This is a genomic window from Borreliella japonica (assembly GCF_030438115.2).
Taxonomy (GTDB): domain Bacteria; phylum Spirochaetota; class Spirochaetia; order Borreliales; family Borreliaceae; genus Borreliella; species Borreliella japonica.
Genome location: NZ_CP124062.1, coordinates 694,499 through 709,866, shown reverse-complemented (window position 1 = coordinate 709,866; position 15,368 = coordinate 694,499). Strand labels below are relative to the sequence as shown.

Genomic DNA, 15,368 nt, shown 5'->3' with positions numbered 1-15,368 from the left:
TAAAATTTTCGTTTTTTAATTGTCATTGTTAGTAAAATTAAAGTTTATTAACTTTGCTCCTTTAACATACACCCTTCAACAAGAATAACAAGCTTTTTTGCCTTACCGGGATAGTTAAAGCGTATTGTTTTTATTAAAGACATGGCAAACAAGCTAATCTTATCATCAAAAGACTCATAAGATTCATTATAATCTTCGTTATTAAAAGAATCATAAAATTCCCTTGAAAGATTTATATAATAAATTCCATTTTTTAAAAAAGAATACAAAAATCTTGCATCACTTAATAAAAATCCAAAAGAAAACCCTTCATTACTTCCTAAAAGGAAATTTTTTACTAAAAGATCTAAATTGTCTTGCAAATTTTTTTCATCTCTTAAATACTTTAAATTAGCAACAAACCCCTTACTGGAGTAGAAATAAAAAACCTTTTTTGAAAAAAGATTATCATAATTTAAAAAAACCATATAAATAGAAAACAAAAAACCTACTAACAAAGCCCCTAAAAGCACTCTAACCGTATGCTCTTTTTTAGAATTTAAAAATTTATAAATCACTGTATTACATCTTAAAAATACATCCGAAATATTATTTTTCATAAAAACTTATAAATTCCATCAAAGATTTAAGTATTAATATATTAAACTTACTCATGTAATTATAATCCAAAATCAATTTAGCATCTAAAATATTGGACAAAAACCCCATTTCAATCAATACTGCAGGCATACTGCTATTTTTTATTACAAACCATTGCTCTTCCCTGATTGGTCTAATATTAGTTTCGCTTAACTCATTTTTAAATACCTTATATAAAATTTCAGCCAATCTTTTCGATTCATATTTATATTTAATATCTAGTATATCATTAAGCTCGCTTAAGTATCTATTACCTTTAATATCATACCCCTTAAAATCTTTAATAACCTCTCTTTTTGAATCCTTGGGAAGATACCAAAACTCAACTCCTCTAGCCTCACTATTTGGAGCATCATTAGCATGTATGGACAAAAATATAACATTATTTGGAAAATTTGGCTTTATTGCGTTTGCAAATTCTGAACGCTCTTTTAAAGTTAAAAAAACATCATTTACACGGGTTAACAAAATATTTTTATTTACAAAATAATTACTTAAAATTTTAGACAAATATATAGAATAGGTTAATGCAAAATCTTTTTCTTGAAGAACAACATCATAACCATTTATCTTTAAAGTCACAACCGCACCAGCATCATGTCCGCCATGTCCAGGATCAATGATTATCGAAGTAATTCTGGGCTTATTATAATTCGTAAGAGAATTGAAATAATTTTCAATTTGCTTTAATACTTTTTGACTTATTAAAATTTCCCCACGAATGTCAATAATTGGGTCTACAAACATATAATAACCAGAAGACGTCAGTGCATACTCAAAACCTACTCTAAACTTTAAATATCCCTTATCATTTTCAATTGTAAAAACATCATTTTCAATGTTAAAATCAAACTTAAAAACATTAGTATCAAAAAAATCAAGAACATTAGCGTAATCAAGGGGCTTAGAATATAAGCTTAAATATGGAAACAAAACTAAATCAATCAATAATATCATTTTCCCAAAGCTCAATAGCACTCTTTAAGTCTCCTTTGAATCTTAAGCTATTTTTAGCAATCTCGCTTTTTATTTCCTTAAACTCTTTTTGAAAGAGAAAAGGATTAATTTTGTATTTTAAACAAATTTTACAAAACCTCAAAAAAGAAAAAACAACGCCATTTCCAACAAAAATTGGGACATAATTTTTAAGTAAAAAAATCAAAAAACTTTTATTTTTGGTTAAATTTTCTGGAGAATTTAATGCAGTATATTGGATTCTCAGCTTTCTATAAATATAAACATGTTCTCCAAAATAAACAGCTCTTAGTCCAAAATCTATTCTTTGAAAATACTCATTTTGAATCCTTCCATCAAAACCTCCAAGCTGTAAAAACTTCTCTTTAGAATAAAGTCCACAATAATCCATGGTAATCAAAGTTTTTTCATAGTCTTTTTCAGAATTTACTAAAATTACCTTAAACTTTTGCTGTTTATCTATACTGGGAAGAAAAATTGAAGGGATTATTTCCTCTTCTTTGTCGAAAAATTCACCCCCAACAAGAAGAACATTTTTTTTGATTATTTCATCGAATATATTTGGAATCCAAAAAGGATTTAACAAATACATATCACTTTGCAAAACAAAAACAAAATCACAGCTGGATTCTTTCATTGCTAAATTAACTTTTTCTCCAGAATTCAAATCATCAGAAAGTAAAATAAATTTCAACTTACCATAACTTTCAGATATAAACTGTAAAGAACTTCTATTGCTCTGTTTTTCAATTGAAATTATTTCTCTTATAAAGTCAAAATTTGATAAAAACTCAAACAAATCTTCTCTAAAAATTTTTGTTCCTCTGCTTAGTATTACAAAAGAAATTCCAAAAGAAGATTTTTGTGAATAATTATTTTTAGATTGAATAACAGTGTATGAATAGCCGCTACTTTGAAGACGCATAAATTACTTTTAAAATCCTCACAATTAAATTATAATAATCATATGTCAAATAATACAATGTTAATTCCAAGAATAATAAATATTAATGCAATACTTTATAGCATGATTATTGTCATTTTTACACTCATTTCTTGCAATCATAAGAATATACAGTATGACAAGAGAATTAAAAAATTTTTAGATAAAAACAAAATTGAATATAAAATAGACTCAGAGAACGACTTTGTAGCATTTAAAAACATAAACAATAACGAAAGAGAAGAAGTAATCATTAGATCAAGGCTAAACTCATATAAAAATTCAAAAATAAGAGAAATATTTGGAATTGTCAAAGTATTTGATGTAAATACACAAAAAATTAAAGAAATAGCTGGCTCTCTTATGAACGACAGCTACAATAACAGAGTACTAGGATCGTGGGAAATTATTCACAATGCAGAAAGAGGAATCAACTCTTTAGTATATATTGTAAAAGCGGAAGAATTTGCAAGTGAAGCATTTTTACTTGATGCAATTGACGAGATCGCCTCAACAATAACTATTTTCAAAAAAATAATAACAAACAACAACGAAAACATTGATAATAATAAAACAAATGACAATGCAAATAAAGAATCAAATGAGCACGCATTAAGACAAGAAAAAACAAATTCAACAAAAAAATCTAATAAAAATGAACCTGAAGAAGATCAAATAGAAGAAGAGCTTCAAGAAATTAAAGCTCAATAATCTTAAAATCATTCTACTGATAAAGAATTAATATCAAAGCAAAAATGCACCCTATCACCTATTTTTATTTGAAATTTAGAAAATGAGCCTCTTGGAAGTTCAAGAGCATATCTTGCTTTATAAAGAGAATTAACATTTGCCCTAGAATATGGTTCTAAATTATAAATCTCTTTAATGATTCCATTTGAATCAATATAAGCTATTTCAAGCAGCAAAGGTGTATTTTCCATCCAAAAAGATAAATTTTGTTCTTTTTTAAAAACAAAAAGCATTCCATTACCATATTCAACTTTTTCAGTACCCATATAACCTTTTGCCCTATCAAATTCATTAGATGCTATTTTCACAAAAAACTTAACCCTATTTATAACAATTTCTTTATCATAAAAATGATCAGCAAAAGATAAAAAAGGCATAAACAAGGCTAAACACAAAAACCGTTTTAAAATTTTTTCCAATTATCAATCTTATTAAAAATCATTTATTATAATTTGCAATATAAGATTTTAAAGTCATTCTTAAAATATTTTTATTTAAAACAACAATACACTCATCAAGATCCCACAAATAATTCAAAGGCGCTACCAGTGTAGCCTCGCCAAATTTTTTCTTTATCTCAATAAAAATTGAATATTGAGATATTAATTTTTTATCAAAAACAAAAGTGTACGAAAACATTTTATTTTTGTCAAAATTAAAAACAGCATATTTTAAATGGGTTTTAGCAATAAATTGTAAAGTCTGTTTCTTGGCATAAGGAAATTCAACTTCTTCAACATCATAATAAAAAATAGTACTCTTGAGAATATTGTCTTTAACAGATTCCATGCTAGAACCCATAACAAAAGATGTGAAAATAGAAAATAAATAAAAAACTGTAATACCCATACAAAGCCTTTAGCCATAAACAATATAAAGGAAAAGAATGATAAACAAAAAACTTGAAAATAAATACAGCAAAACATTAATATTAATCCCAAAATGAAAAAGTCTTACAAAAACTTTAGAAATTACTCTATCACTCACTATTCTTGTTCTTTCTTTTCTTTTAAAGGGTTTTTCTTTAAGCTCCTGAAAAGGACTGTAATGACAATTAGGACAACCCTCTCCAAAAGCGGAAACTGGGCCTACATGACGACAATTTGGGCATTCAATATCACCAAGCTTAGCAGCACAATTGGGACAAACAGACCTATTAAGCCCAACTTTTTCACCACATTGCTCGCAAAAAACTTCAAAAGTTACCTTTGCCAAACAAAAACCCCTCAAATTATAATTAATTATATAGTATCCAAATACTATATAATTAATTATAATAAAAAATGTATGAATATTACATATTTAAGGAATGTTAAAACATGAAATCAGGATTTGCAGCAATACTTGGTAGACCATCAACTGGAAAATCTACCCTTTTAAATTCAATATGCGGACATAAAATATCAATCATATCCCCTATTCCGCAAACAACTAGAAATAAAATAAAAGGAATCTTTACAGACGACAGAGGACAAATTATTTTTATAGACACACCAGGATTTCATCTAAGTAAAAAAAAAATTAATATTGCAATGATGAAAAACATACACTCTTCAATAGGAGAAGTTGAACTTATTCTATATATAATAGACATTCAAGACAAACCTGGAGAAGAAGAAAATAAAATGTTAGAAATAATTAAAAACTCCAAAATTAAATTTTTAGTACTACTTAATAAAGTTGATCTTAAAAATACAAAAATAAAAGAAATAACAGAATTTCTAAAAGAAAAAAAAATAGAGGCTAATAATATAATTAAAATATCTGCTGAAAAAAATATCAACACCGAAGAATTAAAAAATAAAATTTATGAAAATTTTTCAGAAGGTCCACTTTATTATCCACAAGAATATTACACAGATCAAAAAATAAATTTCAGGATTAGCGAAATAATAAGAGAAAAAGCTATTGAAAACCTAAAAGAAGAACTTCCCTATTCTTTGTATGTGGATATTGATACTTTAGAAAATAAAAAAAAAGGCCTTTTTATTAAAGCAAATATTTTTGTAACCAATGAAAGTCAAAAAGGAATAATAGTGGGAAAAAGCGGGAAAGAAATAAAATCAATAGGAGAAAGGGCAAGAAAAACGATTGCAAAAATTTTTGAGACAAAATGCAACCTATTTCTCCAAGTAAAACTAAAAAAAAATTGGAACAAAGAAGATAAAATAATAAAAAAACTTATAAATTAATATTTAACTACAATTTTCTCAATTCTTGAAACTTGAAAAATAAAATGCTAAAATTAGATCAGGAATAGAATGTGAAAACAGCACATTGGGCAGATTTTTACGCAGAAAAAATAAAAAAAGAAAAGGGGCCAAAAAATCTATACACAGTAGCTTCGGGAATTACACCATCTGGAACTGTGCACATTGGTAATTTTAGAGAAGTTATCTCCGTAGACCTTGTGGCAAGAGCCTTGAAAGACTCAGGTTCAAAGGTAAGATTTATTTATTCTTGGGATAATTACGATGTATTTCGAAAAGTTCCTAAAAATATGCCAGAACAAGAACTTCTTACAACTTATTTAAGGCAAGCAATAACAAGAGTCCCTGACACAAGAAGTCACAAAACAAGTTATGCAAGAGCTAATGAAATTGAATTTGAAAAATATCTGCCTATAGTGGGAATCAATCCTGAATTCATTGACCAAAGTAAACAATATACCAACAGCGTTTATGCAAGCCAAATAAAATTTGCACTTGATCACAAAAAAGAACTGTCTGAAGCATTAAACGAATATAGAACTTCAAAGCTTGACGAAAATTGGTATCCGATCAGCATATTTTGTACAAAATGCAATAAAGATACAACAACTGTAAATAATTATGACAATCATTACTCTGTTGAGTACTCATGTGAATGTGGAAATCAAGAATCTCTAGACATAAGGACCACATGGGCTATTAAGCTTCCTTGGAGAATAGATTGGCCTATGAGATGGAAATATGAAAAAGTCGACTTTGAACCTGCGGGAAAAGATCATCACAGCAGTGGTGGTAGTTTTGATACGTCTAAAAACATTGTAAAAATTTTTCAAGGCAGTCCCCCTATAACATTTCAATATGACTTTATTTCAATAAAAGGACGTGGTGGAAAAATATCTTCCTCATCAGGAGATGTCATATCACTCAAAGATGTTCTTGAAGTTTACACACCTGAGGTCACAAGATTTTTATTTGCCGCTACAAAGCCAAATACTGAATTTTCGATCTCATTTGACCTTGACGTAATTAAAATATACGAAGATTACGACAAGTTTGAGAGAATCTACTATGGAGTAGAAGATATAAAAGAAGAAAAAAAACGATCATTTAAAAGAATTTATGAACTATCTCAACCATACATGCCAAGCAAAAGAATCCCTTATCAAATTGGATTTAGACATTTAAGCGTAATCAGTCAAATATTTGAAAATAATATAAATAAAATTCTAAATTATTTAAAAAACGTTCAAGATGACCAAAAAGACAAACTAATCAATAAAATCAAATGTGCAATTAACTGGATTAGAGATTTTGCACCCGAAGATTTCAAATTTTCATTAAGATCTAAATTTGATAACACAGAAATACTAAAAGAAAATAGCAAAAAAGCAATTAATGAACTTTTGGATTTTTTAAATAAAAATTTTGAAGTTGCTACGGAGCAAGACATTCAAAACGAAATATATAAAATTTCAAGAGAAAACAATATAGAGCCCGCTTTGTTTTTCAAGCAAATTTATAAAATTTTAATCGACAAAGAAAAAGGGCCCAAATTAGCCGGATTTATCAAAATAATTGGTATTGATCGATTTGAAAAGATTGTAAGTAAATATATTCAAACCTTAAAATGATAAAAAAATAAGCCATAATTATATGACTTATTAACAACACTTTAATAACAATAGACTATTACTTTAACTTTCCTTGACTGGCAACAGATTCCATTGCCTTTTTAATCTTACTTTCATCACCTAAATAGTAATGTTTAATAGGATTCAAATCTTTATCTAATTCGTAAACTAAAGGAATACCCGTAGGAATGTTAAGCTTTAAAACATCTTCTTCACTTAAATTATCAAGATATTTAACAAGAGCTCTTAAAGAATTGCCATGAGCAGCAACAATAACTTTTCTACCTTCAAGAACTTCTTTTGCAATCTCATCAGTCCAATAAGGAATAACTCTTGCAACAGTATCTTTAAGACACTCTGTTGAAGGAAGTTCTCTTTTAGGGATATATTTATATCTTGAATCTTTTATCGGATGACGATCATCAGATTCTTCTAAAGACATTGGGGGCACATCATAACTACGTCTCCAAATTAAAACTTTATCTTCCCCGTATTTTGCAGCTGTTTCTGATTTATTTAAACCTTGTAAAGCCCCATAGTGCCTCTCATTCAATCTCCAGGTTTTTTTTACACTAATATAAGATTGCCCTAGTTCTCGCAAAATAATATTTAAAGTATCATTAGCCCTTGACAATAAAGAACTAAAAGCAATATCAAAAGAATAACCTTCTTGCTTAAGAAGCAAACCTGCTTCTATAGCCTCATCAATACCCTTATCAGAAAGTTTAACATCTGTCCAGCCAGTAAAAAGATTTTCTCTGTTCCACTCACTCTCTCCATGTCTTACTAAAACTAATTTATACATAAAATCTCCTAGCATATTATTTTATTTACTAATATTAATAATTATAAATTAGCATAAAATCTAGTCAAGATTCCAATCTTAATTAAATAATGATATACTTTAAAATGCATCAAGCTTTTAATTCATTCAAGCAGGGAACAAAAATTATGGAAAATCAAAAAAATTTGGTAGCAAAATATGCAATTGATCGCTACATCAAAAGCAATATGAACCTTGGAATCGGAACGGGTACAACTATTTATTATGCAATAAAACATTTGAGTGAAAAGCTAAAATCAGGCAACTTAAAAAATTTAAAATTATATGCAACAAGTAGCGATACAAAATATTTACTCTCAAAAGAACAAATTCCTTATGAATCAAATTTTTCAAAACTTAACAAAAATATAGACATTGCAATTGATGGCGCTGATGAAATTCTATTAGAAAAAAAAAGCTTAATAAAAGGAATGGGAGGAGCACATCTAATGGAGAAAGTAATAGCTTACAACTCAGAAACATTGCTAATAATAGCAGATGAAACAAAAATTGTAAAAAAATTGGGAACAAAAATGCCTATTCCCATAGAAGTTGCTCAAAATGCTGTTGGATTTATTATGACTAGACTTGAAGAAATGAATTTAGATGCAACCTTGAGAATTTGTAACGAAAAAAAAGGTCCCATTGTAACTGATAACAATAATTATATTTTGGATGTAAAAATGAACGTAGAAAATCCCGAAGGAACAGAAAAATACTTCAAACTATTTCCAGGCATACTTGAGATTGGAATATTCAATCACAAAAACACAAAAATAGTTTATTACCAAAACAAACAAATCAAGGAAGCCTAAACTTCACCTTAAAAAGGTTATCATTAAAATAATTTATAATTTTTACTAAATAAAAATCCAACTTAAACCTTTCACGCCCTTTTAATAACATAATATTATTATCAAAAACAAACTTTTTACTTAAAGTTGAGCAATAGTTAATAAACTGAAAAAATTGTTTTTCATTATACTCAAATCTAAGCCTAAGAGATCGTAAGTTAACACCTTGAATAGTCCCGAGTCCTTGAATAAAATGATAAATAAAAAACTCTAAATCCTCTAGCAATTCAAACGTTGCCAAGTGATTATTTGCCTTAACAAAACCAATATCTTTTATAATCAAAGCTTTTACATTATTATTCTTGTCATTGCAGAAAAGCAAGCTTACAGCACCCAATCCCAATCCTAAATATGGCTTTAACTCCCAATTTAGCTTGTTATGCTTACTCTCATGACCCTTTAACACAAAATTGGTAATTTCATAATTAATGTATCCATTAGATTCTAAACACTCTAGAGCACAAAACCAAAGCTTTTCTGAATCAATGTTGTTATCAAAATCTCTCAAGCTAAATCCTTCCTCTTCACATATAAAATCATTAAAACAAATATGCTCAGGCATATATGAAAGCAATTCTTTCAAGTCTCGCTTGAGATCAGATTTTTTTTGAAAAGGCATATTGATAGTCATATCAATATTTAAATCAAAAGGAAACTTTCTAATATTGTTAATTAGAATATTCATTTTTTCATAATAAATTTCGGATATCCCCATAATCTTTCTAAATTTTAAAAAAAAACTTTGAACACTAAGATTAATTCGAGTAATACAAAATTCATCCAAAAGTTTTAATTTTTCAAAGTCAATATAACCAGGAATAATTTCTAAAGTAAATTCTTCTAGTAAAGCCCAATTAATATATTTGGACAAAGAAGTAAAAATAAATTTTAAATTATCCTGCCTACATAAACAAAAATCTACATGCTTAATGTAAAGTGTTTTTATGATTGGATTACCTAACAAAGTTAAGTGATATTTCAATTCCTCTAAAACTCTACTAAAAATGCTAAAATCTTTACAACAAAATGAAATATTAATATAAAGACTTAACTCAACAAGAGGTAAAAGATCTACTCTCATAATTGGTCTTTTCAAAATTTAAATTTAATTATAACATATATAAAGTACAAATATTAAAACTTATTAAAAAATATAATAAATAAGGGAGATTTGAAGGAGATTTTTTAATGACCAAAGACTACTATAATATACTCGGAATACAAAAAAATGCTAACAATGAAGAAATTAAAAAAGCTTACAAAAAATTGGCAATAAAATATCACCCGGACAAAAACAAAGGAAACAAAATAGCTGAAGAAAAGTTTAAAGAAATAAATGAAGCTTATGAAATTTTATCTTCTCCTGATAAAAAAAGAAATTACGATGCTTTGGGTAGCACCAATTTTAATGTCAACAAAGACCATTTTGAAAGAGAATTTAACAGCTCAAGATTTAGTAATTTTGAAGATCTAGATTTTTTTTCCAGAATCTTTAGTGGATCTTCAAGAAAACCAGCAGACAAAGAAATAACTGTAAATATTTCACTTTATGATGCTTATATGGGAAGTAAAAAAATAATACTTATAAACAACAAAAAAATCGAGATAATAATTCCAAAAGGAACATTAGAAACAACTAAAATAAAAATAAAAGACAAAGGTCCTATTAATCCAATTTCTAAAATAAAAGAAAGCTTAATAGTCAAATTTAATATATCAAGCTATAAAAATTTTAAATTAAATGGAAAAACCTTAGAAACAACAATAGAAGTTTATCCATGGGAAATGGCTCTAGGTTGCGAAAAACTATTTGAAACAATTGAGGGGAAAAAAATCAAACTTAAAATTCCTTCGGATGCAAAAAATGGAGAAATCCTAAACTTAAAAGGACTAGGAATGCCCGTAATTGGAAGCGGTTCAAAAGGGGATCTTAAAGTCACTTTGATGGTAAAAATTCCCAAAATAATAAATAACGAAGTAAAAACTATTTACGAAAGATTAAAAGAGATATATAGTTAAAGTGTTTCTGAAAATAAATGTCCAAAGTTTTTCAAATTAGCCTCCCAACCCGATTTATATTCATTAAATTTATTTATTTTAGACTCATATTCTTTGATTCCATCTTCAATATTATCAAAATTCTTAACAATATCCACTGAAAATTGAAAAACATCCCCTTGTCGGGGAGCAAGAGTGAAAAAGGCAAATTTCCAATTTCCAGAATTTATAGTAGATACTATCCTTTTTTGGAAAACATAATCGGAGATTAAAACAAATTTTTGAAAATCTTTTCTTCGCAAATAAATAAGCTCATTCCACTCATTAAAAATAGCATCGGGCAATTCGTTTAAACCGATCTCAATTATATTATTAATAGATAAAAGAATTTGTAAAATTTCCAATAAATTCAAATAATAGCTATCAAAACATTGAATTGTAATCTCAAGCAAAGCAATTTTTATAAGCAGTTTAGAAATGTCAAGACTATGATCTTTCATTATTTTATCAATTCTATCTTTTGTATGATCTATAATAAATTTTTTATGAGTTTCTTTAATATTATTACTTTTTTTAATTTGCTCTACTTTTTCATAATAATCATTAATTTCTTTATTAATTACATCTAAATTATTACTATTAGCCTCATTGGAGAAAAAATCCAACGAATTACTAAGTCGAACTAAAAATTCTTCTTGAATAAAAAATGTAGCAATTCTTATGCAAGAAAATGGAGCTTTACTCTTTTTTTCAAAATTTTCAATTTTTTGTTTAAGATCTACTCTAAAATTTAAATATTTAAGTTTATCTAAAAATCTATTAAAATAGGAAATATCTTCTAATAATTCATCTTCTTGAATATCTAAAAATTCTGAATTGGGATGATATTTCCTTATCAAATTTTTAATAATAAGCAAAGTATCTAAAAAAATAGCTTTATTGGCATCCCAAGATTTACTGATGTTGGGATTAAAATCCTTATAAAGCTTATCTAAAAACACAAGTTTATCTTTGAGCAAATTAGCATCGTTAATAAGGCTTGACTGCTCTCGATAAGAATAATAATTTATTAAACTATACCTAAAAATACTAAAATTAAGATATTTTTGAAAATCAAAAAATCTATAAAATCCTAATGAACCAAAATCAAAAAACTTCATGCCATAATATCATCTTATTCAAAAGATCTACTTTATCTTTTTATACAGATTTAAAAGTATTGGAGACGCTATAAAGATAGAAGAATAAGTTCCAACAATTACTCCTACCATAAATACCAAAGAAAAATCCTTTATAGGTCCTTCGGTAAACACAAAAATAGAAAATACTGCAACAAATGTAGTAACTGACGTCAAAACAGTTCTTGATAAAGTTTGACTAATGCTTATATTCAATATATTTAAAAATGTATTATCGGTTAATCGTTTAACATTATCTCTGATCCTATCAAAAATAATTATTGTGTCGTTTAAAGAATATCCAATAATGGTTAATATTGCCACAATAATATAACTATTAATCTCTATTCTAAATGCCCCTAAAAAAGCAACTATAAAAAATATATCATGAAATGTTGAAAGTATGGAAGCAATAGCATAACTTAATTTAAATCTTAAAGTTATATAAATCAAAATCAGGGTAAATGTTCCTAATACCAAAAATATTGACTTAATTCTCAAAGTAGAAGAAAAGCTTGAATCAATAAAATAAGAATCCAAAACTTCAACATTAGCATCAAATGTTTTTTTAAGTCCATCTATTATTGTTTTTTGAACTTCTGTTTTAAAAGCATAATCAATAATATCTGACTTTACTACAATAGAAAATTCGCTTTTATTCTCATTAGGTGAGAAAATGCTTTTAACATCTAAAGCTTTATAAATCGGAGAAAACATCCTTTTAATTTCATTTTCTTTAATATCTGATTTTTCTATTGAAAGATTAATATTAACTCTAGAAGAAAAATCTATTCCCCAATTGTATCCACCGTGATAAAAAAAAGTATAAATAAGTCCAATCAAAATCAAAACAACACTAACAATTAAAACATTGCTTCCATATTTTGAAAAATTAATTACTTTTTGCATATTTTGAACTCCAAGATATACTTACAAATTTGTTTTTTCTAAAAGACATGATAAATTCCAAAATAAATCTTGAAAAAATCAAACTACTAAAAAGAGATGACACAATTCCAACAGAAAGAGACCATGCAAAACCTTGAATAACTCCCGTCCCAAGAAGAGTTAAAAAAAGTACCGCAATAAATGTCGTTATATTTGCATCCATAATAGATAAAAATGCTTTTTTAAAACCATCTTCAAAAGCATTTTCAAACTTTCTGCCTTCTCTGATTTCTTCTTTAATTCTCTCATAAATAACTATATTTATGTCCACAGCCATGCCCATTGTCAAAATAAGACCTGCAATACTCGTTAAAGTTAAAGTAAAATTAAAAGCCGACAATATTGCTAAAATTAAAAATACATTATAAATAACAAGTGAAAATCCGGCTACAAAACCGCTCAAACCATAATAAACGCACATAAACAAAAAAACTAAACAAAGAGCAAGCACAGAAGCTTTAATACCAAGCTCAATAGTCCTAGCACCAAGAGTAGGTCCTATTATTCTCAAATCATCTATTTTAATATCAACTGGAAAAGCTGCGGTTTTAAACACTAAAGCAAGATCTAAGGCTTCTTTTTTATCAAAAGAATCGCCTTGAATTGAAACATTGCCACCAGTAATAGCATATCCAATTCCTGCCACAGACTTAATTTTACCTTCCATAACAACGGCCAAAGACTTTCCAACATTTTTTTGAGTAAATTTAAAAAATTTTTCACTTCCATCAACATCAAGGTTAAAAGCAACAATATCTCGACCTGTTCTAGGATCATTAGAGACTCCAGCATCTTTAATGTGAGCACCATCAAATAAATTTTCAGGACTTGCATCAACTACATAATAACGAACCGATGACTCATCATCTACCCCATAAGAATCTTTAACATACCAAGGAAAAATTTGCTTACTATCTGGTAGGTTCATACTTGTCTGAATTTCGGAAATAGAAAAAAGAGAGCCCGCTTCTAATATCTTTTTATGCAAAAGAGATGTGGATTCGTCATCAACTACATAAAAAGTCAAATTACCTTTCCCGCTCAAAAGAGTATTTACCCTACTCTCATCTTTTTCTCCAGGAATATCTAAGAAAATTTTATTTCCCCCAGCCTCTCTTGCAATTTTGGGTTCTGTAAGACCAAACTTATCTACTCTATCTTTAAGAATTTGCATTATACGATAAATAGCATCTTCTTTCTCAGCAAAGGTCAAAGAACGACCTAATTTTTTTTCAACACTTGAATAATCAAGAGAAATAGTAACGCTCATCCCCCCAGACAAATCAAGTCCAAGATGTATTATTCTGCTTTTACTATTCTTTATGTTCTCATAATGTCTATAAATTTCTAAACTTACTTCTCCCATATCCGAATCAGTCAAAAATCCTTCACGCAAAGACTTAGCAGTAAAAAGATTCGGCGGAACTCTCATTGAAGACTTATAATTATTTTTTGCTATTGGAATTAAATAAGAAAGACTAGGCGGAATACTACTATTGGGATCTTTATGATACAACTCCTTAAGCTTAACAAAATCATCCAAAGCTTTTTTCTTTGAATAATCCCTTAAAGCCTCTTGTGAATATGAGCTTATTTTTTTATCCTCAACACTCATTAAAAAATACCATTTTAAAGTCGGAAATATCAAAAGACACGCAAAAAACGTCACCAACAATATCAATACAAGCTTAGATCCTTTTTTCATTATACAAATCCTTAAAATTTTTAACAAATATCATTATTAGCTACCAGTTCTAATTTTACCTTAAATTATAATACCTTTTTAACTTCACTTTTTTCAGACACAACTTTATCAATAGAGTTTTTTACAAATACTGCTTCGATATTTGGACTTAATTCTAAAATAACATCCGTATCACCTAGTTTTTTCACAACTCCAAAAATTCCACCTATTGTTAATACCTTATCGCCTTTTTTTAGATTTTTTATCATTTCTTTTTTATTCTTTTCTTCCTTACGCTGAGGAGATATCACCAAAAACCAAAATATAGCAATAACAGGCACAAAAACTAACAAACTTCGAAAAAAGCTACTACTGCCGTTAAATTCTTGCAATAAAAACACAAAACCTCCTTTACTATACATATGTCACTTTTATCTTATTAATATCGCTGGGATAAACAACTCCAAACAAAAGCTTAAAGTCGTCTTTTTTGGTATAATTAGAATTACTTATTTTATTATACTCTTCAATTAAATAATTAATAAGAGAATCGTCATTTCTATAAAGAGCTTTACTAAAGGCACTTCTATAAAGTCCAAGTTCAAAAAGCTCCTTAACGCTTTTACCTTTGTTTTCTCTTAAAAGCTGCCTATCTACTATTGCTTTTGAACCATCATAACCTATACAAAAAACAAATTCATCCTCACTCAAAATAATTCCTTTGAATAATAAAAT

Annotated in this window: 18 protein-coding genes; 5 read left to right on the top strand and 13 right to left on the bottom strand. The window is 27.6% G+C overall.

Going from position 1 to position 15,368, the window contains the following annotated elements; translation table 11 throughout:
• Positions 1–47: 47 nt before the first annotated feature.
• The 3 genes from QIA21_RS03975 to QIA21_RS03965 are packed head-to-tail and all read right to left on the bottom strand — an operon-like array spanning position 48 to position 2,539.
• The gene (locus tag QIA21_RS03975; protein WP_301393209.1) at positions 48–599 is read right to left on the bottom strand and encodes a flagellar filament outsheath protein; all 552 of its coding nucleotides are present in this window, start codon (positions 597–599) and stop codon (positions 48–50) included.
• Entirely contained in the window at positions 589–1,587 is a 999-nt protein-coding gene (locus tag QIA21_RS03970) for an N-acetylmuramoyl-L-alanine amidase (RefSeq protein ID WP_301393386.1), read from the bottom strand. The genes QIA21_RS03975 and QIA21_RS03970 overlap by 11 nt, the downstream gene beginning before the upstream one ends.
• A complete protein-coding gene (locus QIA21_RS03965) occupies positions 1,580–2,539 on the bottom strand; it encodes a glycosyltransferase family protein (protein ID WP_091971834.1) in 960 nt (319 codons plus the stop codon). Before QIA21_RS03965 ends, QIA21_RS03970 begins: the two co-directional genes overlap by 8 nt.
• Before the next feature lie 57 nt (positions 2,540–2,596).
• Here QIA21_RS03965 and QIA21_RS03960 point away from each other — a divergent pair, with 57 nt between their 5' ends.
• Entirely contained in the window at positions 2,597–3,268 is a 672-nt protein-coding gene (locus QIA21_RS03960) for a hypothetical protein (protein ID WP_301393384.1), read from the top strand.
• A gap of 8 nt (positions 3,269–3,276) precedes the next feature.
• Here QIA21_RS03960 and QIA21_RS03955 read toward each other — a convergent pair whose 3' ends face one another.
• From QIA21_RS03955 to QIA21_RS03945, 3 genes are read right to left on the bottom strand one after another with little or no spacing between them, the layout of a single operon-like run.
• On the bottom strand, positions 3,277–3,726 hold the full coding sequence (locus QIA21_RS03955; protein WP_301393208.1) for a DUF192 domain-containing protein: 450 nt from the start codon (positions 3,724–3,726) through the stop codon (positions 3,277–3,279).
• 19 nt (positions 3,727–3,745) lie between these two features.
• Positions 3,746–4,156 carry a hypothetical protein gene (locus QIA21_RS03950; protein ID WP_301393207.1) on the bottom strand — a complete coding sequence of 137 codons (411 nt, stop codon included), beginning with the start codon at positions 4,154–4,156 and terminating at the stop codon, positions 3,746–3,748.
• A gap of 9 nt (positions 4,157–4,165) precedes the next feature.
• Positions 4,166–4,522, bottom strand: coding sequence for a hypothetical protein (locus tag QIA21_RS03945; protein ID WP_301393206.1), 357 nt, complete (start codon positions 4,520–4,522; stop codon positions 4,166–4,168).
• Between the two features lie 104 nt (positions 4,523–4,626).
• On the opposite strand from QIA21_RS03945, the gene era reads away from it, so the two are divergent.
• Together era and lysS are read left to right on the top strand one after the other, a co-directional pair.
• Positions 4,627–5,499, top strand: coding sequence for a GTPase Era (era, locus tag QIA21_RS03940; protein ID WP_091971844.1), 873 nt, complete (start codon positions 4,627–4,629; stop codon positions 5,497–5,499).
• A gap of 71 nt (positions 5,500–5,570) precedes the next feature.
• Positions 5,571–7,148 carry a lysine--tRNA ligase gene (lysS, locus tag QIA21_RS03935; protein ID WP_301393205.1) on the top strand — a complete coding sequence of 526 codons (1,578 nt, stop codon included), beginning with the start codon at positions 5,571–5,573 and terminating at the stop codon, positions 7,146–7,148.
• Positions 7,149–7,206: 58 nt separating this feature from the next.
• Here the strand turns inward: lysS and gpmA are convergent, their stop codons facing one another.
• On the bottom strand, positions 7,207–7,953 hold the full coding sequence (gene gpmA, locus QIA21_RS03930; RefSeq protein WP_301393204.1) for a 2,3-diphosphoglycerate-dependent phosphoglycerate mutase: 747 nt from the start codon (positions 7,951–7,953) through the stop codon (positions 7,207–7,209).
• Between the two features lie 146 nt (positions 7,954–8,099).
• Here gpmA and rpiA point away from each other — a divergent pair, with 146 nt between their 5' ends.
• Entirely contained in the window at positions 8,100–8,786 is a 687-nt protein-coding gene (gene rpiA, locus QIA21_RS03925) for a ribose 5-phosphate isomerase A (protein WP_091972282.1), read from the top strand.
• On the opposite strand, the gene psgB is transcribed toward rpiA, so the two are convergent.
• Complete coding sequence (psgB, locus tag QIA21_RS03920; protein ID WP_301393203.1) at positions 8,773–9,906, bottom strand: HemN-related non-iron pseudo-SAM protein PsgB; 1,134 nt, start codon at positions 9,904–9,906, stop codon at positions 8,773–8,775. The genes rpiA and psgB overlap by 14 nt on opposite strands.
• A gap of 107 nt (positions 9,907–10,013) precedes the next feature.
• On the opposite strand from psgB, the gene QIA21_RS03915 reads away from it, so the two are divergent.
• On the top strand, positions 10,014–10,844 hold the full coding sequence (locus QIA21_RS03915) for a DnaJ domain-containing protein (protein ID WP_301393202.1): 831 nt from the start codon (positions 10,014–10,016) through the stop codon (positions 10,842–10,844).
• On the opposite strand, the gene QIA21_RS03910 is transcribed toward QIA21_RS03915, so the two are convergent.
• The 5 genes from QIA21_RS03910 to QIA21_RS03890 form a co-directional block, all read right to left on the bottom strand.
• Positions 10,841–11,983 (bottom strand): hypothetical protein, encoded by a 1,143-nt coding sequence (locus tag QIA21_RS03910; RefSeq protein WP_091971854.1) that lies wholly within the window; start codon positions 11,981–11,983, stop codon positions 10,841–10,843. The genes QIA21_RS03915 and QIA21_RS03910 overlap by 4 nt on opposite strands.
• A gap of 27 nt (positions 11,984–12,010) precedes the next feature.
• The gene (secF, locus tag QIA21_RS03905; RefSeq protein WP_301393201.1) at positions 12,011–12,910 is read right to left on the bottom strand and encodes a protein translocase subunit SecF; all 900 of its coding nucleotides are present in this window, start codon (positions 12,908–12,910) and stop codon (positions 12,011–12,013) included.
• Positions 12,894–14,654 carry a protein translocase subunit SecD gene (secD, locus tag QIA21_RS03900; protein ID WP_301393200.1) on the bottom strand — a complete coding sequence of 587 codons (1,761 nt, stop codon included), beginning with the start codon at positions 14,652–14,654 and terminating at the stop codon, positions 12,894–12,896. The genes secF and secD overlap by 17 nt, the downstream gene beginning before the upstream one ends.
• Before the next feature lie 65 nt (positions 14,655–14,719).
• Positions 14,720–15,055: a preprotein translocase subunit YajC gene (gene yajC, locus QIA21_RS03895; RefSeq protein WP_091971860.1), complete on the bottom strand. Its 336-nt coding sequence runs from the start codon at positions 15,053–15,055 to the stop codon at positions 14,720–14,722.
• Complete coding sequence (locus QIA21_RS03890; protein WP_301393199.1) at positions 15,048–15,344, bottom strand: hypothetical protein; 297 nt, start codon at positions 15,342–15,344, stop codon at positions 15,048–15,050. The genes yajC and QIA21_RS03890 overlap by 8 nt, the downstream gene beginning before the upstream one ends.
• Positions 15,345–15,368 lie beyond the last annotated feature (24 nt).

Excerpts from the sequence above, each read along its gene's own strand:
- QIA21_RS03975 (WP_301393209.1), bottom strand. The coding sequence starts at position 599 with ATGAAAAATAATATTTCGGATGTATTTTTAAGATGTAATACAGTGATT.
- QIA21_RS03965 (WP_091971834.1), bottom strand. The coding sequence starts at position 2,539 with ATGCGTCTTCAAAGTAGCGGCTATTCATACACTGTTATTCAATCTAAA.
- QIA21_RS03960 (WP_301393384.1), top strand. The coding sequence starts at position 2,597 with ATGTTAATTCCAAGAATAATAAATATTAATGCAATACTTTATAGCATG.
- QIA21_RS03950 (WP_301393207.1), bottom strand. The coding sequence starts at position 4,156 with ATGGGTATTACAGTTTTTTATTTATTTTCTATTTTCACATCTTTTGTT.
- era (WP_091971844.1), top strand. The coding sequence starts at position 4,627 with ATGAAATCAGGATTTGCAGCAATACTTGGTAGACCATCAACTGGAAAA.
- gpmA (WP_301393204.1), bottom strand. The coding sequence starts at position 7,953 with ATGTATAAATTAGTTTTAGTAAGACATGGAGAGAGTGAGTGGAACAGA.
- rpiA (WP_091972282.1), top strand. The coding sequence starts at position 8,100 with ATGGAAAATCAAAAAAATTTGGTAGCAAAATATGCAATTGATCGCTAC.
- psgB (WP_301393203.1), bottom strand. The coding sequence starts at position 9,906 with ATGAGAGTAGATCTTTTACCTCTTGTTGAGTTAAGTCTTTATATTAAT.
- QIA21_RS03915 (WP_301393202.1), top strand. The coding sequence starts at position 10,014 with ATGACCAAAGACTACTATAATATACTCGGAATACAAAAAAATGCTAAC.
- QIA21_RS03910 (WP_091971854.1), bottom strand. The coding sequence starts at position 11,983 with ATGAAGTTTTTTGATTTTGGTTCATTAGGATTTTATAGATTTTTTGAT.
- secF (WP_301393201.1), bottom strand. The coding sequence starts at position 12,910 with ATGCAAAAAGTAATTAATTTTTCAAAATATGGAAGCAATGTTTTAATT.
- secD (WP_301393200.1), bottom strand. The coding sequence starts at position 14,654 with ATGAAAAAAGGATCTAAGCTTGTATTGATATTGTTGGTGACGTTTTTT.
- yajC (WP_091971860.1), bottom strand. The coding sequence starts at position 15,055 with ATGTATAGTAAAGGAGGTTTTGTGTTTTTATTGCAAGAATTTAACGGC.